The 25,358-nt window shown below is 46.3% G+C and carries 27 protein-coding genes; 26 read left to right on the top strand and 1 reads right to left on the bottom strand.

Annotated features, from left to right (window positions below; all coding sequences use genetic code 11):
* Positions 1-40 precede the first annotated feature (40 nt).
* The 3 genes from fliH to fliJ are packed head-to-tail and all read left to right on the top strand — an operon-like array spanning position 41 to position 2,614.
* Entirely contained in the window at positions 41-841 is an 801-nt protein-coding gene (gene fliH, locus R7Q48_RS08630) for a flagellar assembly protein FliH (protein WP_109169799.1), read from the top strand.
* A gap of 3 nt (positions 842-844) precedes the next feature.
* Complete coding sequence (fliI, locus tag R7Q48_RS08625) at positions 845-2,164, top strand: flagellar protein export ATPase FliI (protein ID WP_006741701.1); 1,320 nt, start codon at positions 845-847, stop codon at positions 2,162-2,164.
* A 6-nt stretch (positions 2,165-2,170) separates the two neighbouring features.
* Positions 2,171-2,614, top strand: a complete 444-nt coding sequence (gene fliJ, locus R7Q48_RS08620) for a flagellar export protein FliJ (protein WP_318132254.1) — start codon at positions 2,171-2,173, stop codon at positions 2,612-2,614.
* 40 nt (positions 2,615-2,654) lie between these two features.
* On the opposite strand, the gene R7Q48_RS08615 is transcribed toward fliJ, so the two are convergent.
* Positions 2,655-2,969, bottom strand: coding sequence for an NIPSNAP family protein (locus R7Q48_RS08615; RefSeq protein ID WP_005380475.1), 315 nt, complete (start codon positions 2,967-2,969; stop codon positions 2,655-2,657).
* A gap of 280 nt (positions 2,970-3,249) precedes the next feature.
* Here R7Q48_RS08615 and R7Q48_RS08610 point away from each other — a divergent pair, with 280 nt between their 5' ends.
* The 23 genes from R7Q48_RS08610 (at position 3,250) to ccmB (ending at position 25,306) form a co-directional block, all read left to right on the top strand.
* Positions 3,250-5,103, top strand: coding sequence for a flagellar hook-length control protein FliK (locus R7Q48_RS08610; RefSeq protein ID WP_318132253.1), 1,854 nt, complete (start codon positions 3,250-3,252; stop codon positions 5,101-5,103).
* Between the two features lie 85 nt (positions 5,104-5,188).
* Complete coding sequence (fliL, locus tag R7Q48_RS08605) at positions 5,189-5,692, top strand: flagellar basal body-associated protein FliL (protein ID WP_005380477.1); 504 nt, start codon at positions 5,189-5,191, stop codon at positions 5,690-5,692.
* A gap of 7 nt (positions 5,693-5,699) precedes the next feature.
* Positions 5,700-6,746, top strand: a complete 1,047-nt coding sequence (gene fliM, locus R7Q48_RS08600) for a flagellar motor switch protein FliM (protein WP_005380478.1) — start codon at positions 5,700-5,702, stop codon at positions 6,744-6,746.
* A gap of 58 nt (positions 6,747-6,804) precedes the next feature.
* The gene (fliN, locus tag R7Q48_RS08595; RefSeq protein WP_005380479.1) at positions 6,805-7,215 is read left to right on the top strand and encodes a flagellar motor switch protein FliN; all 411 of its coding nucleotides are present in this window, start codon (positions 6,805-6,807) and stop codon (positions 7,213-7,215) included.
* A gap of 1 nt (position 7,216) precedes the next feature.
* A complete protein-coding gene (gene fliO / locus R7Q48_RS08590; RefSeq protein ID WP_025767169.1) occupies positions 7,217-7,630 on the top strand; it encodes a flagellar biosynthetic protein FliO in 414 nt (137 codons plus the stop codon).
* Positions 7,617-8,486, top strand: a complete 870-nt coding sequence (gene fliP, locus R7Q48_RS08585) for a flagellar type III secretion system pore protein FliP (protein ID WP_136977001.1) — start codon at positions 7,617-7,619, stop codon at positions 8,484-8,486. Before fliO ends, fliP begins: the two co-directional genes overlap by 14 nt.
* Before the next feature lie 24 nt (positions 8,487-8,510).
* Positions 8,511-8,780 (top strand): flagellar biosynthesis protein FliQ, encoded by a 270-nt coding sequence (fliQ, locus tag R7Q48_RS08580; RefSeq protein ID WP_005380488.1) that lies wholly within the window; start codon positions 8,511-8,513, stop codon positions 8,778-8,780.
* A gap of 8 nt (positions 8,781-8,788) precedes the next feature.
* Positions 8,789-9,571 (top strand): flagellar biosynthetic protein FliR, encoded by a 783-nt coding sequence (gene fliR, locus R7Q48_RS08575; protein ID WP_005384463.1) that lies wholly within the window; start codon positions 8,789-8,791, stop codon positions 9,569-9,571.
* Positions 9,572-9,574: 3 nt separating this feature from the next.
* Positions 9,575-10,705: a flagellar biosynthesis protein FlhB gene (flhB, locus tag R7Q48_RS08570; protein ID WP_005380490.1), complete on the top strand. Its 1,131-nt coding sequence runs from the start codon at positions 9,575-9,577 to the stop codon at positions 10,703-10,705.
* Positions 10,706-10,915: 210 nt separating this feature from the next.
* Complete coding sequence (gene flhA, locus R7Q48_RS08565) at positions 10,916-13,015, top strand: flagellar biosynthesis protein FlhA (protein ID WP_025998722.1); 2,100 nt, start codon at positions 10,916-10,918, stop codon at positions 13,013-13,015.
* Positions 13,016-13,043: 28 nt separating this feature from the next.
* Positions 13,044-14,561 carry a flagellar biosynthesis protein FlhF gene (gene flhF, locus R7Q48_RS08560; protein WP_033907111.1) on the top strand — a complete coding sequence of 506 codons (1,518 nt, stop codon included), beginning with the start codon at positions 13,044-13,046 and terminating at the stop codon, positions 14,559-14,561.
* A 14-nt stretch (positions 14,562-14,575) separates the two neighbouring features.
* Positions 14,576-15,463 carry a MinD/ParA family protein gene (locus tag R7Q48_RS08555; protein WP_005380498.1) on the top strand — a complete coding sequence of 296 codons (888 nt, stop codon included), beginning with the start codon at positions 14,576-14,578 and terminating at the stop codon, positions 15,461-15,463.
* Positions 15,456-16,190: an RNA polymerase sigma factor FliA gene (locus R7Q48_RS08550; RefSeq protein ID WP_005380499.1), complete on the top strand. Its 735-nt coding sequence runs from the start codon at positions 15,456-15,458 to the stop codon at positions 16,188-16,190. Before R7Q48_RS08555 ends, R7Q48_RS08550 begins: the two co-directional genes overlap by 8 nt.
* A 45-nt stretch (positions 16,191-16,235) precedes the next feature.
* Complete coding sequence (gene cheY / locus R7Q48_RS08545; RefSeq protein WP_017635949.1) at positions 16,236-16,604, top strand: chemotaxis response regulator CheY; 369 nt, start codon at positions 16,236-16,238, stop codon at positions 16,602-16,604.
* Between the two features lie 118 nt (positions 16,605-16,722).
* Positions 16,723-17,463, top strand: a complete 741-nt coding sequence (locus R7Q48_RS08540; RefSeq protein WP_005380502.1) for a protein phosphatase CheZ — start codon at positions 16,723-16,725, stop codon at positions 17,461-17,463.
* Positions 17,464-17,472: 9 nt separating this feature from the next.
* Entirely contained in the window at positions 17,473-19,707 is a 2,235-nt protein-coding gene (locus tag R7Q48_RS08535; protein ID WP_138939535.1) for a chemotaxis protein CheA, read from the top strand.
* A 29-nt stretch (positions 19,708-19,736) separates the two neighbouring features.
* Positions 19,737-20,849: a protein-glutamate methylesterase/protein-glutamine glutaminase gene (locus R7Q48_RS08530; protein WP_005384458.1), complete on the top strand. Its 1,113-nt coding sequence runs from the start codon at positions 19,737-19,739 to the stop codon at positions 20,847-20,849.
* An 8-nt stretch (positions 20,850-20,857) separates the two neighbouring features.
* Positions 20,858-21,637: a ParA family protein gene (locus R7Q48_RS08525; protein ID WP_318132252.1), complete on the top strand. Its 780-nt coding sequence runs from the start codon at positions 20,858-20,860 to the stop codon at positions 21,635-21,637.
* On the top strand, positions 21,627-22,691 hold the full coding sequence (locus R7Q48_RS08520; RefSeq protein WP_170897468.1) for a chemotaxis protein CheW: 1,065 nt from the start codon (positions 21,627-21,629) through the stop codon (positions 22,689-22,691). Before R7Q48_RS08525 ends, R7Q48_RS08520 begins: the two co-directional genes overlap by 11 nt.
* Positions 22,692-22,726: 35 nt before the next feature.
* Entirely contained in the window at positions 22,727-23,221 is a 495-nt protein-coding gene (locus tag R7Q48_RS08515) for a chemotaxis protein CheW (RefSeq protein WP_005380507.1), read from the top strand.
* A gap of 13 nt (positions 23,222-23,234) precedes the next feature.
* Entirely contained in the window at positions 23,235-23,729 is a 495-nt protein-coding gene (locus tag R7Q48_RS08510) for a DUF2802 domain-containing protein (protein ID WP_031777229.1), read from the top strand.
* Positions 23,730-24,018: 289 nt separating this feature from the next.
* Positions 24,019-24,636, top strand: a complete 618-nt coding sequence (gene ccmA, locus R7Q48_RS08505) for a cytochrome c biogenesis heme-transporting ATPase CcmA (RefSeq protein ID WP_005380511.1) — start codon at positions 24,019-24,021, stop codon at positions 24,634-24,636.
* A 1-nt stretch (position 24,637) separates the two neighbouring features.
* Complete coding sequence (ccmB, locus tag R7Q48_RS08500; RefSeq protein ID WP_005380512.1) at positions 24,638-25,306, top strand: heme exporter protein CcmB; 669 nt, start codon at positions 24,638-24,640, stop codon at positions 25,304-25,306.
* Positions 25,307-25,358 lie beyond the last annotated feature (52 nt).

Here is a 25,358-nt window from a genome sequence, read left to right as displayed (position 1 = left end):
AGCGCCCTCACTTCTTAATCGAATACATAATAGGTAACCCATGGCTGGCGAAAGAAAACGTGGATTTATCCGTCCTGATGAAGATGATTCGATGATCGAACCACAACGTTGGGGGTTGCCTGATTACGGCGAGCCCAAAGCCAAGCAAGCAAAACAAACCGCGTTTAACTATGACCCGGGTTGGGTACCGAATCTTGAAGAGCCAGAAGAAGAGCAAGCACTTGAGCTAACCGAAGAGCAGATAGAGCTGATCAAGCAAGGCGCTTATCAGGAAGGTTTGTATCAAGGTCAAGAAGCAGGCTTTAAGCAAGGTTACGACAAAGGCAAAGAAGAAGGCCTGCAAGCGGGCCATACTGAAGGGCTGGAGCTTGGAAAAGCCGAAGGCGTGACCGCAGGTCAAGAATATATTCAGCAGCAAGTCGAAACCTTTATGAACTTAGCGAATCAGTTTGCTCAGCCGTTAGAGCTAATGAATGCTCAGGTTGAAAAGCAACTGGTGGACATGGTGCTCTGTTTAGTTAAAGAAGTCGTGCATGTCGAAGTACAAACCAACCCTCAAATTATTTTGGACACGGTTAAGCAGTCGGTTGAAGCGCTGCCAATATCAGGTCATCCCATTACCTTGCACCTGAATCCAGAAGACGTTGCGATTATTCGCTCAGCTTACGGCGAAGAAGACCTTGATTGCCGCAACTGGACGTTGGTTGCTGAGCCATCACTCAATCGAGGCGACGTCCAAATTGAAGCGGGTGAATCAAGCATTAACTACCGTATGGAAGAGCGCGTCAAAAGCGTGTTGCACAGTTTTTGTGGTGCAAACCGTCATCAAGAGGGTGAGTAATCCATGCAAGCATTGGCTGACCGTTTAAGAAACTACAAAGTTGAAGGCTTAACGACGCGCCCAGTTGCCTCTGGCAAACTGGTTCGAGTGGTTGGGTTAACGTTGGAAGCGACAGGCTGTCGCGCGCCAATTGGCAGTTTATGCTTAGTTGAGACCATGTCCGGTCAGATGGAAGCCGAGGTCGTCGGTTTTTCAGGTGATAACCTATTTTTGATGCCAAGCGAGCAAATTACGGGCATTTTGCCTGGCGCTAGAGTGACGCCATTAACCAGTGACGCTGGCTTGCCTGTTGGCATGGAGTTGCTTGGTCGCGTGATTGACGGGGTTGGTAATCCGCTTGATGGACTTGGCCCGTTGTATACCGATCATCGCGCCTCTTTTAATGCTGAGCCAATCAACCCGCTGGCTCGAAAGCCAATTTCAGAGCCACTTGATGTGGGCTTGAAAGCGATTAACGGATTATTGACGGTAGGTAAAGGTCAGCGTATCGGTCTGTTTGCCGGCTCTGGTGTGGGTAAATCGGTCACGCTTGGCATGATGACGCGAGGTACAACCGCACAAGTTGTTGTGGTCGGTCTGATAGGTGAGCGTGGACGCGAAGTTAAAGAGTTTATCGAAGAGATTTTAGGTGAGGATGGACGACGTCGCTCTGTCGTTGTGGCTGCGCCTGCCGATGCTTCACCATTGATGCGTTTGAAAGGCTGTCAAACCGCCTTAACCATTGCAGAGTACTTTCGCGATCAAGGTTTGGACGTTCTGTTATTGATGGATTCCTTGACTCGTTTTGCGCAAGCACAGCGTGAAATCGCCCTTTCTGTTGGTGAGCCGCCTGCGACAAAAGGCTATCCGCCATCTGTGTTCGCCAAGCTACCTGCTTTGGTTGAGCGTGCGGGTAACGGAAGCGCCGAACAAGGCTCAATTACGGCGTTCTTTACCGTTTTGACCGAGGGCGATGATTTACAAGACCCGATTGCGGATGCATCGCGGGCAATTCTTGATGGTCACATTGTGCTGTCACGTGAAATGGCGGATGCAGGTCATTATCCTGCGATTGACGTCGAAAAGTCGGTGAGCCGTGTTATGCCGCAAATCACCACTGAAGAACATGTTCTGATGTCGAAAGCGGTACGTCAGGTCTTGTCGATTTGCCGCAAGAACCAAGATTTGGTCTCGATTGGGGCGTACAAACCGGGCACCGATCCTGCTATCGATGGCGCGTTTACATTGAAGCCAAAGTTAGACGAATACTTACAGCAGAGTATGAAAGAATCGGTGCCATACGATATGTGCGTCAACATGCTTAGAAACATTTTGGGCGGGTGATAGCGCATGAACAATGCGATGGAGTTCCTACTTGAGCAGACTAAAGAGCGTGAAGATCAAGCCGTACTTGCGCTGAACAAAGCGCGCTCTGAACTTGAAGATTATTACCGTCAGGTTGAGCAAATCGAAAAGTATCGCCTTGATTATTGCCAACAGCTTATCGACCGTGGGCAGGCAGGCTTAACGGCAAGCGAATATGGGCATTTAAATCGCTTTCTCACCCAGCTAGACGAAACGTTATCTAAGCAGAAACAAGCAGAAAGTCATTTCAAAGAACAGGTAGAAAACTGTCAAGAATATTGGTTAACCGTGCGTAAAGAACGCAAATCCTATGAGTGGATGATAGACAAACGCGAAAAAGAGAAACAACTTGCTGAAGCTAAGCGCGAACAAAAGCAAATGGACGAGTTTTCCACCTTACTTTACAGTCGAAAACCACATCGTTTCTAAAGGTTATCGGTTCGATATTGCATTACGGTGTTGCAGTTGACTACATCTCTACCGATTCAAGTAAGGTAACTTTGATTGAGTCTTGTTCAATTAGCTCAAATACCTTCGGTCGAATCTCGCGAACCCACCACTCGTTGTATGTTTTTTCGTAGAGAGCCTGGCGTGCTTGTTCATTGTCGAACTCTCGAAGCCAAACAAAATAGTCATGTCCATCATCACCAGTGTGGACGTAAGTATTCAGTACACGCATGCCTTGTGAGCGTTGATAGGGCAACAGTTCTTCCTTCATCCAACTTAGCCACTGTTCTGTTTTGCCTGCTCTGATTCTATATTGGCGTAATTCTGTGATCTTCAAAGTGATTCCTTAATTGTTAAGCCAAGTGTCTGTTTACGCTTATCGTTTTTCAAAGTCAATCAAGTAGCTGTACATCATGTTAGGAACCAGGTTATCGGATAGTATTGTTGATGTTTGTTCCATAAACATGCCATCTATTAGCTTGCCGAGAATTGGCTCAATATTGTGGTGTGATTTTTGCATTTTAGCTGTCAGTGTCGGGTCTTTTTGACCTTAGTTTGCCGCCAGTATTGCTGCCTGCCAGCGATATACTCAGAGCCACGAGAACGAGAGTTTCTAAATGAGTGTGAATTTGTCCCATGTATCTGTGACTACCAAGACGCCAGTTTCTGATGTGTCCGCTAAAGCGTCCGCAGAGAGCACTGAGAGCAAGGGATTTTTAGAAACGTTAACCGATGCGTTTGCTGGTAAACAAAAGCCCGAAAAAGTAGCAACAGAATCGACAGTGGTTGAAGAAAAAGAAAGAGCGGATGTAGGCAGTACTTCTTCTGCTAACGTCTCGGACGAATTGTTGGCGCAAGAAAGCCAAGAATCCGTCAGTGACGAGCCCCATGGTTTTGATGAAATATCAGCAAACAAACCGAATGCAACCTTAAGTGAAGAAGCAAGTTTACAAAAGGCGAGTAACAGCACACCTTTGGAGAATGATGTTGAAGCTATTGAAAAAGTGAAATCAACATCAATCGATACGAGCAACCCATCAAATACAGTGGACGTAAAAAGCACGATGGGCGAAGGACAACAGCTTCTTGGTCGAATTGAACAAGCGAATCAAACCCTGAATGCGAGTAATGCATCCATCGATAGTGGCAAAGTTTTGCCTCAGAGCGCGAATTTAGTGCATTCGTTCCACGAGCAAGCAACCGTTTCGACACACCTTGATGAGCTGGCTTTGAATGAAACGCCATCAGTTCATTCGCTTGAACAAGCACAGATGATCCTAGGACAAGACTTAGAGCCAATTTTAGATAAGAATGGTCAACCTATCGATGTCGACAAACTTTCGCCTGAGTTTGCTGCTTGGCAAGAGCTAGCGAAACAAGCCAGCCATCCGACGGCTAAGAGCGCAGTCAGTGGTGAAGTAGCTAATGATCTGTCGCCGTTGTTAACAGACGTTGATGGTTCCAACATCGACGCGCTTCCACGAGTCTCCTTGGATGAACTTGAAATTATAGATACCAAGTTGGCGCAAGGAAAAGCACTGACTCAGCAAGAAGCTCAGATCATTGAAGGTTTGAAACAAGGAAGGATCACGGCGGATATTCCTGATCAAGACCTTGCCCAATTTGTTGCGCTCCCTAATGACATTAAACAGATTCTCGCAGAGCAACAAGTACAACATAATTTAACTCGCCAGGCTGGACCTATGGCAGTGTCTCAGCAAATCCAGCATACAGCGGCTCAAGTACCCCAGCCACAAACTGCTCATAGTGGAGATAAAGTCGCATTATCTCCAACGCCCGATATGTTGATAGCCGCGCAAGTGCCGACGTCGCTTCAGGGTGTGAAAGACGGAGAGATTAGCCAGAAAGTGATGAACGCAGCATTGGCGACTGGTGCGCTAAAGGCGACTGCGGATAAACAAGATAAGCCGGACCTCCAACATGGCTTCGCTGGACAGCTTCAGGCTATGGCAGGTCAGCAAGGAATTAATGTGCAGCAACAAGCGCGTATTGATGCTGCACCACAAGCTCAGCTTCCGTTGCAACTAACTAAAGAGCTAGCTAACGAGCAAGTTGCGGAAAAAGTGCAAATGATGATGTCGAAGAATCTGAAAAATCTCGATATTCGTCTTGATCCACCAGAGTTAGGTCGTATGCAAATTCGTATGACCATGAATAACGACGTTGCCAATGTACATTTTACAGTGAACAACCCGCAAGCTCGTGACATTATTGAACAGACGCTCCCTCGTTTGAGAGAAATGCTAGCGCAACAAGGTATGCAGCTGGCTGATTCTTCCGTCCAGCAACAAAACAGCGGGCAACAGCAAGGTAGGTATACTGCTGAACAACATGGTCAAAGCGCGCAAAGTGGCGGTTTTTCTGGACAGTCCGAAGAGGGTTTTGAATCTGATGTCAATCTGGATTTGAATGTCGCTTCAAAGCGTGATGGAATTAGTTTTTACGCATAAAAGGCCGTTTAACGGCAATGGAATACGGTTACCAAGCAACTTACTAAAACGTCTTGGTAACTCAAAAGAACAATAAGAGACAAGAATGGCAGAAGAACAGTTACAAGGGGCCGATGCGCCGAAAGGAAAAAGCAAGTTACTTATCATCATCATCGCTGTTGTAGTATTACTACTTGGTGGCGGGGCAGCGGCATTTTTTCTAATGGGCTCTGATGAACCTGCTCAGGCTGAATCGTCTCAACAGGCTCAAGTGAAGGCATCGGATGCTGCGCCCATCGCGTATGTGAATCTTCCTCAGGCATTTGTATTTAACGTTACTGGGGATAGCCGCGATAGGTTGGTTCAAATTAAAGCGCAGTTAATGGTTCGCGGTGCAGAAAATGAAGAGTTGGCGCGGTATCATTCGCCACTGATTGAAAGCTCTATGCTATCAACGTTTGCTTCCGCGACGGTTGATCAATTGCGCTCTCCTACAGGACGAGTGGAATTGCGCGATCGTGCTTCCGAAGATATCAAAGCAGCGCTGAATGCTGCGGTCGGTAAGCCAGTGATTGAAAAAGTACTGTTTACAGATTTTGTTATTCAATAGGTAAAACGTGACCGATCTATTAAGCCAAGACGAAATTGATGCGCTATTGCATGGGGTTGACGATGTTGATGACGTCGATGAACCGATAGAAAACGACACTGAGGGTGCCGTCAATTTTGATTTCTCGTCGCAAGACAGAATCGTACGTGGTCGAATGCCGACGCTCGAACTTATCAACGAGCGCTTTGCACGGCACATGCGTATTAGTCTGTTTAATATGCTGCGTAAAACGGCAGAGGTGTCGATCAATGGCGTGCAGATGATGAAGTTTGGTGAATACCAGAACACATTGTACGTGCCAACCAGTTTGAACATGGTGCGTTTTCGTCCGTTAAAAGGCACTGCGTTGATCACCATGGAGGCTCGTTTAGTCTTTATTCTGGTAGAAAACTTCTTTGGCGGTGATGGTCGATTCCACGCCAAAATCGAAGGCCGCGAATTTACCCCAACGGAACGCCGCATCATTCAGTTGTTACTGAAAATTGTATTTGAAGATTATAAAGAAGCGTGGTCGCCAGTGATGGGGGTAGAGTTCGAATATCTCGACTCTGAAGTAAACCCAAGCATGGCAAACATTGTCAGCCCGACAGAAGTGATTGTCGTGAGTTCATTCCATATAGAAGTTGACGGCGGTGGCGGCGATTTTCATGTCGTTATGCCTTACTCCATGGTTGAGCCTATCCGTGAACTATTGGATGCAGGTGTTCAGTCCGACAAGATGGAAACGGACGTTCGCTGGAGCTCAGCACTACGTGAAGAGATCATGGATTGTCCGGTTAACTTCCGCGTGAACTTGCTCGAAAAAGACATTTCTTTGCGTGATCTCATGGAGCTGCAACCGGGCGATATCATCCCGATTGAAATGCCAGAACATGCGACGATGTTTGTAGAAGACCTACCGACCTATCGCGTAAAAATGGGTCGATCGGAAGACAAATTAGCGGTGCAAATTTCTGAGGAAATTGAGCGCCCACATGTCGTCAAAACAGATTTAGCTTTCTTAGGTAAAGACATCATGTCCGAGCTTGAGAGTGAAGACGATATAGACCATTAAGATACCTTATTAAATAGACATGCTATGGCATGAGTAAGGCGTAACACAGGATAGAAAAATGGAACCAAGTGACGATCAAAAGCTAGCAGACGAATGGGCAGCCGCTCTTGGCGAAGACCCGTCTGCCCCTTCTGTAGACGTAGATGAAGTATTGGCTGCGCCACTGGAAGAGCTAAAAGACACTTCAAGCCCAATTAGCGAAGATGAGCGTCGTAAACTCGACACTATTATGGATATCCCGGTGACGATTTCGATGGAAGTCGGTCGTTCTCAAATTAGCATTCGGAACCTGTTGCAGCTTAACCAAGGTTCGGTTGTTGAGTTGGATCGTCTAGCCGGTGAGTCGCTCGACGTATTGGTTAACGGTACTTTGATTGCTCACGGCGAAGTCGTGGTCGTCAACGATAAGTTTGGTATCCGTTTGACGGATGTGATCAGCCAAACTGAACGAATTAAGAAGCTGCGTTAAGATGAGTCGTTCAATCAAAATGCGATTGAAGCAAATCACTGGAGCACTGAGCTTAATGCTAAGTGCTCCTTGTGCATTTGCTGCCGCACCAAATAATCTGGATCTTGCGACGACACTTGGCTCGCTTGTGCTTGTAATCGGCGTGATTCTTTTGCTGGCTTGGTTGCTGAAACGTATGCAAGTGCCAGCGATGGGACAACAAAAGGGCTTGCGTATAGTGAGTCAGTTGCCAGTGGGTACAAAAGAAAGAATCGCAGTAGTTCAAGTGGGTGAAGAACAGTTTTTGGTTGGGATTACTAGCCAATCGATCCAAACTTTAGCCAAGTTAGATAAGCCACTGAAAGAGGAAGAGTTGGCGACCAATGCTTTTGCGACTCAATTTAGCCAGCTGATCAAAAAACATGACAAAGGGTAATCCAATTCGTTTGCTCCTGAGTACGTTGTTACTTTTTGTCGGCGTGCTGTTTTCTTCATTTACCTTTGCTGAAGCAGAGGAGTCAGCGCTGCCAGATAACTTAGCCGATGGAAGTAGTGTTACAGTTCAGGCTATGCAAAGTGATACTGGTGCTAGCCGTTCTATGTCCGTTTCTAGTGGCGGTGGTATTCCAGCATTCACCATGACCACGAACCCTGATGGCAGTGAAGACTACTCAGTTACACTACAAATTTTAGCGTTAATGACCATGCTTGGCTTCTTGCCTGCCATGGTGATTCTGATGACCTCGTTCACTCGAATTGTGGTGGTAATGTCGATATTGCGTCAGGCAATGGGTTTGCAACAAACGCCTTCTAATCAGGTTATTATTGGTATTGCGCTGTTTTTGACCTTTTTTGTTATGTCTCCTGTCCTGAACGAAATCAACGACAAAGCTGTTCAGCCTTATTTGAACGAGCAAGTCACGGCGCGAGAAGCGTTTGATGCTGCACAAGCGCCAATGAAAGCATTCATGCTTAAACAGACGCGAATCAAAGATTTGGAGACGTTTGTAACCATGTCAGGAGAGCAAGTCGAGAATCCAGAAGATGTATCGATGGCGGTATTGATTCCGGCTTTTATCACCTCAGAGCTAAAAACTGCATTCCAAATTGGCTTTATGCTCTTCTTGCCGTTTTTGATTATTGACCTTGTAGTCGCTTCGGTACTGATGGCAATGGGTATGATGATGTTGTCACCAATGATTGTTTCGTTGCCGTTCAAGTTGATGTTGTTCGTATTGGTCGATGGTTGGAACTTGATACTCTCGACACTTGCGGGCAGCTTTGCCCTTTAGATAAGCGCAGATAGAGGATAAGACATGACACCAGAAATGTTTGTCGAGCTTTTCCGTGAAGCACTTTGGATGGTGCTTATCATGGTCTGCGCTATTATCATCCCAAGCTTGCTTATCGGCCTTGTAGTCGCGATTTTTCAAGCTGCGACATCCATCAACGAACAAACATTGAGCTTCTTACCGCGTTTGATTGTCACGCTTTTGGCCCTGATGCTGTTTGGGCATTGGATGACGCAAATGTTGATGGAATATTTCTATGGCTTGATTGAACGCTTACCTCAGGTGCTTTATTAGAGGCGCCTATGGAGTACCCCACTAGCGTTGTCTTAGATTGGATCGCAAACTACTTCTGGCCCTATGTTCGTATCTCATCCATGTTGATGGTGATGACAGTAACCGGGGCCCGATTTGTTTCGCCAAGAATCCGCCTTTACCTCGGTTTAGCCATCACTTTCGCTGTCATGCCAGCCATCCCCGCCGTACCTCAAGACATTGAGCTACTCTCGTTTCGTGGCTTCATGACCATTGCCGAGCAAATGATCATCGGCATAGCGATGGGTATGGTTACTCAATTTATGATTCAAACCTTTGTCCTACTTGGTCAAATATTGGGTATGCAATCAAGTTTGGGCTTTGCTTCTATGGTTGATCCCGCAAATGGTCAGAACACGCCATTGCTTGGCCAGTTATTCATGTTCTTAACGACAATGTTTTTCCTTGCCACCGATGGACACTTAAAAATGCTGCAATTGGTGGTGTTCAGTTTTAAAACTTTGCCGATTGGCTCCGGCTCGCTCAACGCGGTTGATTTCCGTGAAATGGCAGGCTGGCTTGGTATTATGTTCCAAACGGCACTGAGTATGTCTCTATCTGGCATTATTGCGCTACTGACCATTAACTTGTCGTTTGGTGTAATGACCCGTGCCGCACCACAGCTGAATATCTTCTCGCTTGGTTTTGCTTTTGCTTTGATGGTGGGTCTATTACTTTGTTGGTACATACTGGCTGGTCTATACAGTCATTATGAAATGTTCTGGACAGTGGGTGAGGCGCAGATTTGTCGGCTTATTCGCTTGGAGTGCTAAGATTTGGCAGAATCAGACGGTCAGGAACGCACCGAAGAAGCCACGCCCCGACGGTTACAACAAGCCAGAGAAAAGGGGCAGGTCGCTCGATCTAAAGAGCTGGCATCAGCATCTGTGTTGATCGTTGGCGCCATTTCATTGATGTGGTTTGGCGAGGCGTTAGCACGTTCATTGTTTTCCATCATGAGCCGTTTATTTGATCTTCAACGAGAAGAGATTTTCGATACTGCAAAACTGTTTGATATCGCTTTGGGCGCGATGAGTGATTTGTTGTTCCCACTATTTTTGGTGTTAGCGACATTGTTTACCGCCGCCATGATTGGAGCAGCAGGTGTGGGAGGAATCAGTTTTTCTGCCCAAGCGGCCATGCCCAAGCTGTCGAAAATGAATCCGCTTAGCGGTTTAAAGCGAATGGTTGGCATGCAAAGCTGGGTAGAGTTGATCAAATCAATCCTTAAAGTGGTTCTGGTCACTGGTGTCGCCATCTATTTGATCCAAGCATCGCAGGCCGATCTGATTCAATTGAGTATGGATGTGTATCCGCAAAACATCTTCCATGCTTTAGATATTTTGCTGAACTTTATTTTGCTGATCAGTTGCTCGCTATTGATTGTGGTTGCCATCGATATTCCATTTCAAATTTGGCAGCACGCCGATCAGTTAAAAATGACCAAGCAAGAAGTCAAAGACGAATACAAAGAGACTGAAGGTAAGCCGGAAGTGAAAGGCCGTATTCGTATGTTGCAAAGGGAAGCAGCTCAACGTCGAATGATGGCGGATGTTCCTCAAGCTGATGTTATTGTTACTAACCCAGAGCACTTCTCGGTAGCGCTTCGTTATAAACAGAAGACAGACCGTGCGCCAGTCGTGATCGCTAAAGGTACTGACCACATGGCGATGAAGATTCGAGAAGTCGCCCGCGAACACGACATTACGATTGTGCCCGCACCACCTTTGGCTCGTGCGTTGTACCACACGACAGAGCTCGAGCAAGAGATCCCCGATGGGTTATTTACTGCCGTCGCTCAGGTTTTGGCATTTGTATTCCAATTGAAGCAATACCGAAAACGAGGTGGACAGCGTCCCAAAATTCAAGATTATGATTTGCCAATCCCACCCGAACACCGCCATTGATACGAAAAGCGGTAAAGCCTTAAAAAAGCTCGTTTGATCAAAAGCTAAGCTCTATTTGAGTGTTTAGTCATTATTTTGGCGCTAATTATGGTACATAGATTGCTTAAAACGCTTTAATTATCAACCCTACCTAAACTTTTAGGCTAAAGCGGTCGCGTATTAATAGTAAGAGCTTACGTGACGCTTCAATCGATTGAGATCTCTCGCAGTATGAAGTTAAGCCTGCCGTTTGCAGATAAATTGCCACGAATCCCTCAACGTGAAATGCCAGCTATTGGTGCTCCGGTGATGGTTTTGGCCACCCTAGCGATGGTGGTACTGCCGATTCCAGCATTTTTGCTGGATATGTTCTTCACCTTTAACATCGCGCTGTCGATGGTGGTGTTGTTAGTGACCGTTTACACACGTCGCCCTTTGGACTTCGCTGCTTTTCCAACGGTATTGCTGATCGCCACGTTGCTCCGCTTGGCTTTGAACGTTGCCTCGACTCGTGTCGTCTTACTGCATGGTCATGAAGGCGGTAATGCGGCAGGTAACGTAATTGAGGCGTTCGGTAACGTCGTTATTGGTGGTAACTACGCGGTCGGCCTAGTGGTTTTCCTCATCTTAATGATCATCAACTTTATGGTGGTGACCAAAGGTGCGGGTCGTATCTCTGAGGTAAGTGCTCGCTTTACGCTTGATGCGTTGCCGGGTAAGCAAATGGCGATTGATGCCGACTTGAATGCCGGATTGATAGACCAAGAGCAGGCAAGAGTTCGTCGTTTTGAAGTGACCAAAGAAGCGGATTTCTATGGCTCGATGGATGGTGCCTCGAAGTTCGTAAAAGGTGACGCGATTGCCGGTATTTTGATTCTGTTTATCAACATCGTCGGCGGTCTGTCGATCGGTATGGCGCAGTATGGATTGGGTTTCGGTGAAGCGATTGAAATCTATACCTTACTGACAATCGGTGATGGTTTGGTCGCACAAATCCCATCGCTATTGCTGTCGATTGCAGCGGCAATGATGGTGACGCGCCAAAACACCGATGAAGACATGGGGGAACAACTGGTCTTCCAGATGTTCGACAACCCAAAAGCGCTGATGATTACTGCGGCTATTCTTGGTGTGATGGGCATCGTACCGGGCATGCCACACTTTGCGTTTTTGAGCCTGGCAGTCGCGGCCGGTGCAGCGGCATATTTCATCGACAAACGGCAGAAGCAGAAAGCGAAAGAGCCCGCTTTACCAGCAACAGCAGACGAAGGTACAGAACCTTCCTCACAGCGCGAACTGTCTTGGGATGACGTCCAGCCAGTCGATATTATTGGCTTGGAAGTCGGTTATCGCTTAATCCCTTTGGTGGACAGAGACCAAGGTGGGGAACTGTTAGAGCGCGTAAAAGGCGTGCGTAAAAAGTTATCGCAAGATTTTGGGTTCCTAATTCCAGCGGTTCATATTCGTGACAATCTTGAGCTGACCCCAAACAGTTACCGAATTACATTGATGGGGGTTGCGGTGGGCGAAGCAGAGATTCGTCCGGATCAAGAGCTAGCGATTAACCCAGGTCAGGTGTATGGCATGATTGATGGTGAGCCAACCATTGACCCCGCTTTTGGACTGGAAGCCGTATGGATCCGAGAAGATCAGCGTGAGCACGCGCAGGCTCTGGGTTATACGGTTGTTGATTCATCAACGGTATTAGCGACACACCTAAGCCAGCTATTGACCAACAACGCATCACAGCTAATTGGCCATGAAGAAGTAGAGAATTTATTAGAAATGTTGGGACGCAGCGCGCCTAAGTTGGTCGAGAACTTTGTTCCTGACCAATTACCATTAGGTGTAGTGGTGAAAGTCCTACAAAACTTGTTAAACGAGGCCATTCCAATCCGCGATATTCGCACGATTGTTCAAACTTTGGCTGAGTACTCAAGTAAGAGTCAAGAAGCTGACATATTGACGGCAGCAGTTCGAATTAGTCTTAAACGTCTAATTGTTCAAGAAATCAATGGTATAGAGCCTGAGTTACCAGTGATTACTTTGATTCCCGAACTGGAACAAATATTGCATCAAACTATGCAAGCATCAGGAGGCGAATCCGCGGGGATTGAACCGGGACTCGCTGAGCGATTGCAATCTTCACTAAGCCAAGCGACACAGGAACAAGAACTGAAAGGCGAACCTGCCGTTCTGCTTACTTCTGGTGTATTACGCTCGACGTTGGCGAAATTTGTGAAGAACACAATACCTAATCTCCGGGTACTGTCTTACCAAGAAATCCCGGATGAAAAACAGATCAGAATTGTGCAAGCCGTGGGTAACTGATCTCACGTATCATTAATGGATTCATAGTTTGAAAATAAAGCGATTTTTTGCCAAAGACATGAGAACGGCGCTGCTCCAAGTGAAAGAGGAGTTAGGCGCGGAAGCGGTGATCATGTCAAACAAGAAAGTGGCTGGTGGAGTAGCGATTGTTGCAGCGATAGATAGTGAATCTAATCCGTCTCAAGCAAGCGCAGCGTCACAGCAAAATCGCGGTGCTTCTCAATCGAATCGCTATAACGAACATCGTCAAATGTCATCGTCTTCTGCTGATCGTTACCAAGATCGTCATTTAGATGAAGATAAAATTAGCCTGAACAGTAATAACAGTAACAATGAAAAAACAGGCTCAATGACGCAGCGATTCGCTAATATGCTTAAGCAATATAGCGGTGGTGCAGCAGATGCTGACGACCACGTAGCGGAAAATGAAGATTCGCTCTCTGCTTTGCTGCAACGCCAAAATAAGCATCGCGACGGCTACAACCAAGAAAAGCCAGCGCCATATCAACCAGATTCACCTTTGGCGAAGCTAATCGCACAGGACAATCGATTTGAACGTCCGACGCCCAAGCTGGACCCGACGCGCTATGACCGACGTCGCCCAAGTGATGAGCGTGACGAATCGGCCGATGAGCTAGAAAGCATGCGCGAAGAGATGACGTCAATTCGTCGTCTGTTGGAGCACCAAGTTTCTGGCCTGATGTGGCAAGAAGTAGAACGCCGTGAGCCGCTAAGAGCGATGCTGATTAAGCGCTTAGAGCGAATGGGCGTTTCTCCGGAGTTAGCAGACCAGATGGCCTGTTATATCCCGGAAGATACAAAGCCAGCGCGAGCGTGGAAAGCGTTATTGTCGCTGGTGGCGGATCAAATCAATATTCCTAAACAGGACATTTTAAAACGTGGTGGCGTAGTCGCATTGTTGGGTCCGACGGGGGTTGGGAAAACAACAACCGTAGCGAAACTCGCAGCACGCGCAGCCATGGAATACGGTGCCGACAATGTGGCCCTTGTGACAACAGATACATATCGCATAGGTGCACATGAGCAACTCTCAATTTACGGAAGAATCATGGGTTGTCCCGTAAGAGTTGCTAAAGATTCTAACGAGTTAGCCGATGTTATATATCAGCTAAGAAACAGAAGACTGATTTTGGTCGATACGGCAGGGATGGGGCAACGAGATGTGAGGCTTTCCGAGCAGCTCGACACTCTAATGCAAGAGAGCGGGGAAGTGATTCACAGCTACCTTGTTTTGCCGGCTACCGCACAACGTCGTGTTCTACAAGAAACGCTGGATCACTTCCGACGTATACCACTTTCGGGTTGTATTATGACGAAGCTTGATGAGTCATTAAGCCTAGGCGAATTCATCAGTGTAGTGATTCAAAACGCAATGCCAGTAGCTTACATCGCTAATGGTCAGCGCGTACCAGAAGACATTGTGATAGCGCAACCAAAATATATGCTTGCGAAAGCAAATGAACTGTTAGAGAAGTCGACAGAGAACGAACCTCACTTTTGGAACAGTGACAGTGAAGGACTCTAAGGCGGCGGACTACTATGACTGAGAATATGATACACGATCAAGCAAGCGGCCTCCGTCGCTTAACACAACCATCGTTGACCAAAGTGATTGCTGTTACTGGCGGCAAAGGTGGTGTGGGGAAATCAAACGTAACACTGGGTCTGGCGATTTGTATGGCTCGCCAAGGCAAGAAGGTGATGGTTCTCGACGCTGATTTAGGTCTGGCCAATGTGGACGTGATGCTAGGAATTCGTGCAAAACGTAATCTAGGACATGTCTTAGCGGGTGAATGTGAGCTAAAAGATGCGATTGTTGAAGGGCCTTATGGTATAAAGATAATTCCTGCAACTTCTGGCACACAGAGCATGACAGAGCTTTCTCACGCTCAGCATGCCGGACTCATCCGAGCATTTGGTAGTCTTGAAGACGAAATGGATGTCCTGCTGATTGATACCGCTGCTGGTATCTCTGACATGGTAATCAGTTTTTCGCGAGCAGCTCAAGATGTGGTTGTAGTTGTGTGTGATGAACCGACGTCAATCACAGATGCCTATGCATTAATCAAGCTGTTGAGTAAAGAACACCAAGTTCAACGCTTTAAAGTTGTAGCAAATATGGTCAGAAGCTACCGTGAAGGGCGAGAATTGTTTGCAAAGTTGACACTAGTCACAGAGCGATTCTTGAATGTTAGCCTTGAACTCGTAGCATGTATTCCATTAGATGATAAAGTACGACAGGCTGTAAAAAGACAAAAAATTGTCGTTGATGCGTTCCCACGCTCGCCTGCCGCTTTAGCTATCAGCTCACTAGCAAACAAAGCGTTGACGTGGCCACTACCGAAAACACCAAGTGGACACTTGGAATTTTTTGTGGAAAGGTTGCTAAATCGTACCGAATTCGCAGAGGACCCTTTTGGTGAATAAAGCGATAACCTATGACCAACATGGCAAATTTAATAGCCAGCAGGCGTTCATTGAACGTTATTCAGTGTTGGTTAAGCGCATTGCTCACCACCTACTAGGCCGTTTACCGCCGAGTGTTCAGGTAGAGGATTTAATTCAGGCCGGCATGATCGGTCTTATCGAAGCTCAGCAGAATTATGATGGTTCTAAAGGTGCGAGCTTTGAAACTTATGCAGGTATCCGTATTCGTGGCGCAATGTTAGATGACATGCGTAAAGGCGATTGGGTACCGCGTTCTGTTCATAAAAATAATCGAGAGATTAACCAAGCGATTGCGGAGCTGGAAGGCGAATTAAATCGAGATCCTACTGATTCTGAAGTAGCCACGCATCTCGGTATGACACTGGATCAATATCATAGTGCTCTTACCGATATCAACTGCTCAAAATTAGTCGGTATTGAAGATTTAGGCGTTTCTGATGATGTGATTTCACCGGCGGATGAAACCGATGACAGCAACCCATTCAAAGGGGTAGTTGATGAATCATTTCGAAAAGCACTGGTTGAATCAATAAAACAGCTTCCAGAGCGTGAAGCTTTGGTTCTTTCGCTTTATTATGATGAAGAACTCAATTTGAAAGAAATTGGCGATGTGTTAGGCGTAAGCGAATCTCGCGTAAGTCAAATACTGAGTCAAGCGATGCAACGTTTACGTACCAAGCTCAGTGCGTGGACACAAAATGACTAAAAACACTGATTTTACGATTCAGTGGAGGCAATTTTGAATAAAAACATGAAGATCCTTATTGTTGATGATTTCTCAACAATGCGCCGTATTGTTAAAAACCTGCTTCGTGACTTGGGTTTCAATAACACTCAAGAAGCGGACGATGGTTTAACCGCATTACCAATGCTGAAAAAAGGTGACTTCGATTTTGTTGTAACTGACTGGAACATGCCAGGTATGCAAGGCATCGATTTGCTTAAACACATCCGCGCGGATGCAGAACTTAAGCATCTGCCAGTTCTAATGATCACGGCTGAAGCGAAGCGTGAGCAGATCATTGAAGCTGCTCAAGCAGGTGTAAACGGCTACATTGTTAAGCCATTTACTGCTGCAACATTAAAAGAAAAATTAGATAAAATTTTCGAGCGTTTATAACTCTCTCTTTCTCTTTGTTATTCGAGTCATTCATACCAATTATTAAATACCTATTAAATGACTCGTTTAGCGTTTTCAAAGTGATAAGAAGAACTAAACGTAAAAGGGTCTATTCAGAATGATCTCACTAGAGCAGGCGAAGTCACTCGTTCAAATGCTAGAAAACGGGGAACAAGACCAAGCCAATATGCTTGTTGCCTCGATCTACGAAGGTGCCGATAACCCAATGCTGCAAGAAATTGGAGCGTTAACTCGAGACCTTCACGAATCACTCAAGCAGTTCAGTCTCGATCAGCGCATGACCGAAATTGCGAAAGACGAAATCCCTAACGCTAGGGATCGTCTCAATTATGTGATCGAGAAGACAGAGCTTGCAGCCAACAAAACAATGGATGCGGTCGACTGCTGCCTTCCTATCGCTGACAACCTGCATGATTGCCTTCTAAAAGTTCGTCCTCAATGGAATGAACTCATGCACGGGCGCATAGAATTAAGCGAATTTAAAGCACTGTGCCACCGAATCGACGGGCTATTAGTGCAAGTCGAAGGTGACAGCACTGAATTGCGCGGCCAGTTGACCGAAATTCTCATGGCGCAAGACTTCCAAGACCTAACTGGCCAAATCATTCGCCGCGTAATTACGTTGGTTAATGAAGTAGAAGGCCGCTTAGTGGAAATCCTAACCGTATTCTCTGGAAATAAACTTGAAGAACACATTCAAGTTTTGTCAGAACCGGCAGATAAAAAGAATACACAAACAAGCGAAGCCGAAGGCCCGATTCTTCATCCAGAACTGAGAGAAGATGCGGTTTCATCGCAGGACGAAGTCGATGACTTGTTGTCCAGTCTTGGATTTTAAAGGTAACGTATGAGCTACGATTTAGACGAAGATATTCTTCAGGACTTTCTCATTGAGGCTGGGGAAATTCTCGAGCTGCTTTCTGAGCAGTTGGTTGAATTGGAAAATAACCCAGAAGACAAAGACTTACTTAATGCTATTTTCCGCGGGTTTCATACCGTAAAAGGCGGTGCCGGCTTCCTTTCATTGGCAGAGCTAGTCGATACTTGTCATGGTGCGGAGAACGTGTTCGACGTTTTACGAAACGGTCAACGCACGGTAACGCAAAACTTAATGGATACGATGCTAAAAGCCTTGGATACGGTTAATACCCAGTTCCAGGCTGTTCAAGATCGTGAGCCGTTAGAAGCTGCGGACCCTGAGCTTCTTGAAGAACTTCATCGTCTATGCAAACCTGAGTCAGAAGATGAAGTAGCGGCAACCGTAATTGAAGAACCAGTGGCTACTCCAGAACCTATTATTCCCGAGCCTATCATCGAAGAACCTGCTGCACCGTCAGCACCATCAAGTGTCGGCTCTGTTGATGAAATTACCCAAGACGAATTCGAAAAGCTACTGGATGAGCTTCATGGTAAAGGTTCAGCGCCAGGCACCTCAATGTCTGCGACACCTACAACGCCATCTGAACCGCCTCAATCGAGTGCACCATCAGTTGAAAGTGGTGATATCACTGATGATGAGTTTGAACGTTTACTCGATGAACTGCACGGTGTAGGAAAAAGCCCTTCTACGGCAGAGGCTGCTGCATCTGTACCAGTAGAGCCACCTAAAGCGGCAGAGCCTTCCGCTCCAGTGTCATCTTCATCAAATCAAGACAGTGACTTAATGACGGACGAAGAGTTCGAAAAGTTACTAGATGAGCTACATGGTTCAGGTAAAGGTCCAACGCTAGAAGAATTGGACATGGCAACGAAGCCAGCGTCAGCAAACGTAGAGCAAAGCCCTGCGAAACCTGAGCCTGTTGCTAAGCCAGCACCCGTTCAAGCAGCGCCAGCACCAAAGCCAGAATCTAAACCAGTCGCGGTAAAAGAAGAAGCCAAAGCACCAGCGGTTAAAAAACCTCAGGCTGAAGCAACCGTTCGTGTTGATACCTCGACACTTGATACCATCATGAACATGGTGGGTGAGCTCGTATTGGTTCGAAACCGCCTATTAAGCCTTGGTTTGAATAGCGACAACGAAGAGATGTCCAAAGCGGTCGCTAATCTTGACGTGGTAACTGCGGATCTACAAGGCGCGGTAATGAAAACGCGTATGCAGCCAATTAAGAAAGTGTTTGGCCGCTTCCCACGCGTTGTTCGTGACTTGGCTCGTAACCTAAATAAAGACATCGTGCTAGAAATGCGCGGTGAAGAAACCGATCTCGATAAGAACCTTGTAGAAGCATTGGCCGATCCGTTGATTCACTTGGTGCGTAACTCGGTTGATCACGGTATTGAAATGCCAGACGCACGCGCGAAGGCCGGCAAATCACGCACAGGTAAAGTGATTTTGTCAGCATCGCAAGAAGGGGACCATATTGAACTATCCATCGTAGATGATGGTGGCGGTATGGACCCGAACAAACTGCGTGGCATCGCGGTGAAGCGTGGCATGATGGATGAAGATGCGGCGGCACGTTTAACGGACAAAGAGTGCTTCAACCTTATCTTCGCACCTGGTTTCTCAAGTAAAGATAAAATTTCTGACATCTCTGGTCGTGGTGTGGGTATGGACGTGGTTAAGACGGCGATCAATACCTTAAACGGTTCAATCGATATCGATTCTGAGCTAGGCAAGGGCACTAAGATTACGATCAAAGTACCACTAACGTTAGCGATTTTACCGACTCTGATGGTTGGTGTTGGCGGTCATCCTTTTGCTCTACCACTGGCTTCGGTGAGTGAAATTTTCCACTTGGATCTTAGTCGTACAAACGTGGTAGATGGTCAACTGACGATCATTGTGCGTGAGAAATCTATCCCACTATTTTACTTACAAAACTGGTTGGCATCCAAATCGCAAAACGTCCAAGAGCGTACTGGTCACGGTCACGTGGTGATTGTACAGATTGGTAACCAGCGCGTTGGTTTTGTTGTGGATACGCTTATTGGTCAAGAAGAAGTGGTTATTAAGCCACTCGATAATCTATTACAGGGCACTCCAGGTATGGCTGGTGCGACAATTACTAGCGATGGCCATATTGCATTAATTCTAGATGTGCCTGATTTACTTAAGCGATATGCTGCGGCTTCACGCCTTTAAGCAAAGCTGACGTTATTAAAAGGAATAAGATGGCGATTAAAGTACTAGTCGTTGATGATTCGAGTTTTTTCCGACGTCGCGTGAGCGAAATCATCAACTCAGAATCGCGCCTAGAAGTGATTGACGTTGCGGTAAATGGTAGAGAGGCGGTTGAGAAAGCCAAATCTCTCAAACCTGACGTCATTACGATGGATATTGAAATGCCAGTGATGGATGGCATTACAGCTGTACGTGAAATAATGGCCGCTGCTCCAACGCCAATTCTAATGTTTTCGTCCCTGACCCACGACGGGGCGAAAGCTACGCTTGATGCGCTAGATGCGGGCGCATTGGACTTCTTACCGAAAAAGTTTGAGGACATTGCGCGTAACCGTGAAGAAGCGGTGTCATTACTTCAACAGCGTGTGATTCAGATTGCCTCGAAGCGCGCTTTCATGCGTCGACCTATCGCTCGCCCAACAGCGAGTACCAGCACGACTACTCGACCATTAGGTTCAAGAACGGCTTCACCTGTGACTCCAACACCAACTCGACCTGCTGCGACAAAGTACCGTGCTTCTGGTAAGAAGTATCAACTGACGGCAATTGGCACATCAACAGGTGGCCCCGTTGCTCTACAAAAAATTCTGACGCGTTTGCCGATGAACTATCCGCATCCGATTGTATTGATTCAACACATGCCAGCAACGTTTACTGCTGCGTTTGCCAGTCGTTTGAACACCTTGTGTAAGATTCAAGTGAAAGAAGCACAAGATGGCGATGTGTTACAGCCCGGTGTGGCATACCTTGCACCAGGTGGGAAACAAATGATGGTGGATGGACGAGCGGGCGCTGCTCGTCTTCGCATTATTGATGGCGGCGACCGCATGAACTACAAACCATGTGTGGATGTGACTTTTGGTTCTGCCGCAAAAGTATATGGCGACAAAGTGCTCTCTTTAGTGTTGACAGGCATGGGTGCAGACGGTCGTGAGGGCGCTCGCATGTTGAAGTCTTCAGGCTCAACAATTTGGGCACAAGATGAAGAAAGTTGTGTTGTTTATGGAATGCCCCAAGCGGTTGCTAAAGCAGGCATTTCTTCAGAAGATTTACCGCTTGACCGCATTGCTGAACGCATGTTGGTGGAAGTTGGCCTAGCTTAGGATTCATCATGATTGTTTGGAGTGTAGCTAACCAGAAAGGAGGCGTGGGTAAAACCACCTCAACAGTGACATTAGCGGGCTTATTGAGCCAGAAAGGCCATCGAGTATTGATGGTTGATACTGATCCTCACGCCTCACTGACTACTTATCTCGGTTATGATCCTGATGCAGTAACTTCGAGCCTATTTGATTTATTCCAGTTGAAGACGTTTTCTCGTGAGACGGTTAAACCGTTGATTTTAGAAACAGAGCTGGAAGGAATGGATATCATTCCCGCGCATATGTCCCTTGCCACGCTTGATCGCGTAATGGGTAATCGCAGTGGTATGGGATTAATCTTAAAACGGGCGCTGCAAACTGTCTCACAAGACTATGACTATGTGTTGATTGACTGTCCGCCAATCCTTGGCGTGATGATGGTGAACGCGTTGGCAGCCAGTGACAGAATTTTGATTCCTGTTCAAACAGAGTTTTTGGCGATGAAAGGTCTAGAGCGCATGATGCGTACGCTAACCATTATGCAAAAATCTCGCCCGGGCGGTTTCAAAGTGGCTATCGTCCCAACCATGTACGATAAGCGCACGAAAGCGTCATTGCAGACATTGATGCAACTGAAAAAAGATTACCCAAATCAAGTGTGGACCTCAGCGGTGCCTATTGATACCAAGTTCCGCGATGCCAGTTTAAAGCACTTGCCAGCGTCGCATTTTGCATCTGGTAGCCGTGGTGTGTTTGCCTATAAACAGCTACTGATTTACCTGGAGAGGTTGGCGTTCGATGAGCAGTAATGATGTGCTGTCCAGTGAACAAGCACTTGATGACTACTTTAATGCATTACTGGATGATGAAACTGAAATAACGACTCTTGAGGAAGACCTTGACCTATTGGCTCAAGAGGTATCATCTGCAGAGCCAGAGCCAGAGCCAGAGCCAGAGCCAGAGCCAGAGCCAGAGCCAGAGCCAGAGCCAGAGCCAGAATTGCAGCTACAATACTCGGAGCCAGAAACGTACCAGTTTCAAGAAACATATCCGCCAGAGTTGGAAGCTCCAAACCTGGAAGATGTTCAAAGGCTATTAAGTCAGCTTGAAGCAAGCAACCCAGTGGCAGAGTTGGATATTGATAGTATTCTTGAACAAAATACGATTGATATTGCAGCAGAGATAAAAGCGGCTGAGCCTGAGGTACAAACCTTTAGTGAGGTGCCTGAGCTTCAGGGTGTTGAGGAAATACAGGACTGGGTGATTGATGAGCCAGTTTTTGAAGAAGCTCAACCAGAGGTGGATGAACCTCACGCAGTGATCGAACAAAGTATCAATATAGAATCGAACGTCGATACTGAACTCGAAACACAAGCAGATTCCGATATACCAACGGTCTGGGAAAGCACGAAGCGAAGTGAGGACTTCCAAGTTCTTTACTTTGATGTGAATGGTGTCACGTTTGCTGTACCTCTTGATGAGTTAGGTGGTATTCATCGCATTAGCGAGCTTAACCATTTGATAGGAAAACCCGCCTGGTATTTGGGGCTACAAACAAATCGCGAGCAACAGTTTGATGTCGTCGATACCGCGAAATGGGTGATGGCAGATAAGCTTCGTGATGATAGCTATAAAGATAACTACCAATATGTCGTCATGCTTGGTGAGAGCATGTGGGGGTTGGCCAGTAACCAATTAATGGGGACGGAAACGCTTAATATCGACAAGGTTCGCTGGCGTGAGCAGGCGGGTAAACGCCCTTGGCTAGCGGGCATGGTAAAAGAAAAAATGTGTGCCTTAATTCATGTCCAGGCGCTCATTGACATGCTAAACGCCGGTTTAGATGTCAAATCACTGAATTAGATTTAAGTCGGGAACGACATTAACGAGGATTAACTATGTCTCAAGCTTTTGAAGTAGAAGTGAAGAAAGATGCATCGAATGACGAAGTTCTTCAGTGGGTGACGTTCCAGCTAGAAGAAGAAACGTACGGCATCAACGTAATGCAAGTTCGTGAAGTACTTCGTTATACTGAAATTGCCCCTGTTCCAGGTGCACCAGATTATGTACTTGGTATCATCAACCTACGCGGTAATGTAGTTACTGTTATCGATACACGTTCACGTTTTGGCCTGATGGAAGGCGAAGTCACCGACAACACTCGTATTATTGTGATCGAGTCTGAGCGTCAAGTGATTGGTATCTTAGTAGATAGCGTGGCAGAAGTCGTTTATCTGCGTTCTTCTGAAATTGATACGACGCCTTCAGTTGGTACCGACGAGAGTGCGAAGTTCATCCAGGGTGTGAGCAACCGTGACGGCAAGCTTCTTATCCTTGTGGATTTGAACAAGCTGCTAACAGATGACGAGTGGGACGAGATGGCTCACCTTTAATGGCTGAATGATGATGGCTGAAGAGACTCTTTTATCTGCCCCATTCCTTGCGGGTGGCGTCGCTTTTATCGTGTTGGTATTGGTTGTTTTGCAACTGCGGATTCGCTCGGGGTTACAAAAGCAGTTAGATCAACAACGAGCTCAATCTCGACACGCAGATAAAGAAGTGCAAAAGTTGAGTAAGCAGTTACTCGAAGTGCGCTCGGTTGTCGTTGGTCTTGGACAAAAAGTGACGGAGCAACAAGACATTATTCAGCACTTAAACGAGAGAATTCGCGAACTCGAACACGCTGATACTGATGGTCGCTTGTACAGTCGCGCTTCTAAAATGGTACAGCTTGGCGCTGATATCAACGAGCTGATTGAAGAGTGCGAACTACCAAAAGCCGAAGCTGAGTTGATGCTTTCACTGCAGAAGAAACTGGCGGGGAAAGAGAAGATTCCACCATTAAGTGGTCAGCCATCAGATGACGCAGAATATCCAACGCGTGGACGTCGTCGACGCTAAAGGTTATCAAGCGATAAAAAGAGGCGTTATTACGCCTCTTTTTTTGTTTTTAGACTCTAATGCTCTTCTTAAATACAACCCTAGACAACCTTCAGTCGATCTTGCTCTTAGTTCTGGCCTCTCAAATTCAAAATGAGCGCTTATAACTACTTATAGTTAATTTTATTAAAGTGTGATGATTAATTAACAAAAATACATGAACTTACATGTAACCTAGCCCTCTTATCCTGTTTTGTCATAACTAAGCTGTGCTAATATAGCGGCTCGTTCATTTTTTAGTTGAAGCTCTATGTTAGAAGTGTCTAACCTGACAGCAATCCGTGATGAAAGGGTTCTGTTTGAAAACCTGCAGTTTGAAATTAAGCCTGGTGAATTGGTCCAGATCGAAGGGCGTAATGGTACTGGTAAAACTACATTGCTACGGATTGTGACAGGGTTAGGTGATAGAGAAGAAGGTGTCATTAAATGGAAAGGCGAAGAGGTTGAAAAATCTCGTGATGTTTTCCATCAAGATCTGCTTTTCTTAGGACATCAAACAGGAGTGAAACGAGAGCTTACCGCATTAGAAAACTTACGTTTTTATCAATCTATTCAAAATAATCGCTCTTCAGACGAAGAAATCTTTATCGCTTTGACTCAAGTAGGATTAGCTGGTCGAGAAGATGTGCCTGTAGCACAACTTTCCGCAGGTCAGCAACGACGAGTCGCATTGGCAAGGTTATGGCTCAGTAAGCAAATTTTATGGATCTTAGATGAGCCGTTGACTGCCATTGATAAGCAAGGTGTCAAGGTGCTTGAATCTTTGTTCGCAAGTCATGCTGATAATGGCGGTATTGTTGTGTTGACGACGCATCAAGATATGTTTGCGGACAGCCCGAAACTTAGAAAAATAAAGCTGGGTGACTGATATGATTTCCTCGATGACCACCATCATTCGTCGTGAGCTCCTAATCGCATTTCGCCGTCAGGCAGACATTCTGAACCCGCTGTGGTTCTTTATTATTGTCATTACTCTCTTTCCTCTGAGTATTGGACCAGAGCCTAATTTGTTAGCACGTATTGCAGCGGGCATCGTTTGGGTTGCCGCATTGCTGTCCGCCTTATTATCATTAGAGCGTCTATTTCGTGATGATTTTCAAGACGGTGCACTAGAACAAATGATGCTAATGCCGATTCCATTGCAACTTGTAGTGGTTTCAAAGGTCATAGCACATTGGTTGTTAACAGGGTTACCTCTGATTTTAATTAGCCCATTATTGGCGGTTTTACTTTCGCTCGACTTCAATACTTGGCTATCGGTTGTATTAACCTTGATGATCGGTACACCAACACTAAGTTTTATTGGCGCCATTGGTGTGGCGTTGACTGTTGGGTTGCAAAAGGGTGGTGTTCTTTTGAGTTTGCTTATTCTTCCGCTCTACATCCCAATTTTGATTTTCGCAACATCGGCAATTGATGCTGCCGCACTCGGTATGGCGTATAACGGTCAACTAGCGATTTTAGGTGCGATGCTAATGGGGGCGATGACATTAACGCCTTTTGCCATCAGTGCCGCATTACGAGTTAGTGTCAACTAACTCAATAAAGTGCCAATGAAGCGGCGCTTGATCAAAGAATTATTATTAAAGC

This window comes from Vibrio sp. 378, from assembly GCF_033339435.1.
The sequence above is the reverse complement of the archived record's forward strand: the minus strand, read 5'-3'. Positions and strand labels throughout refer to the sequence as shown.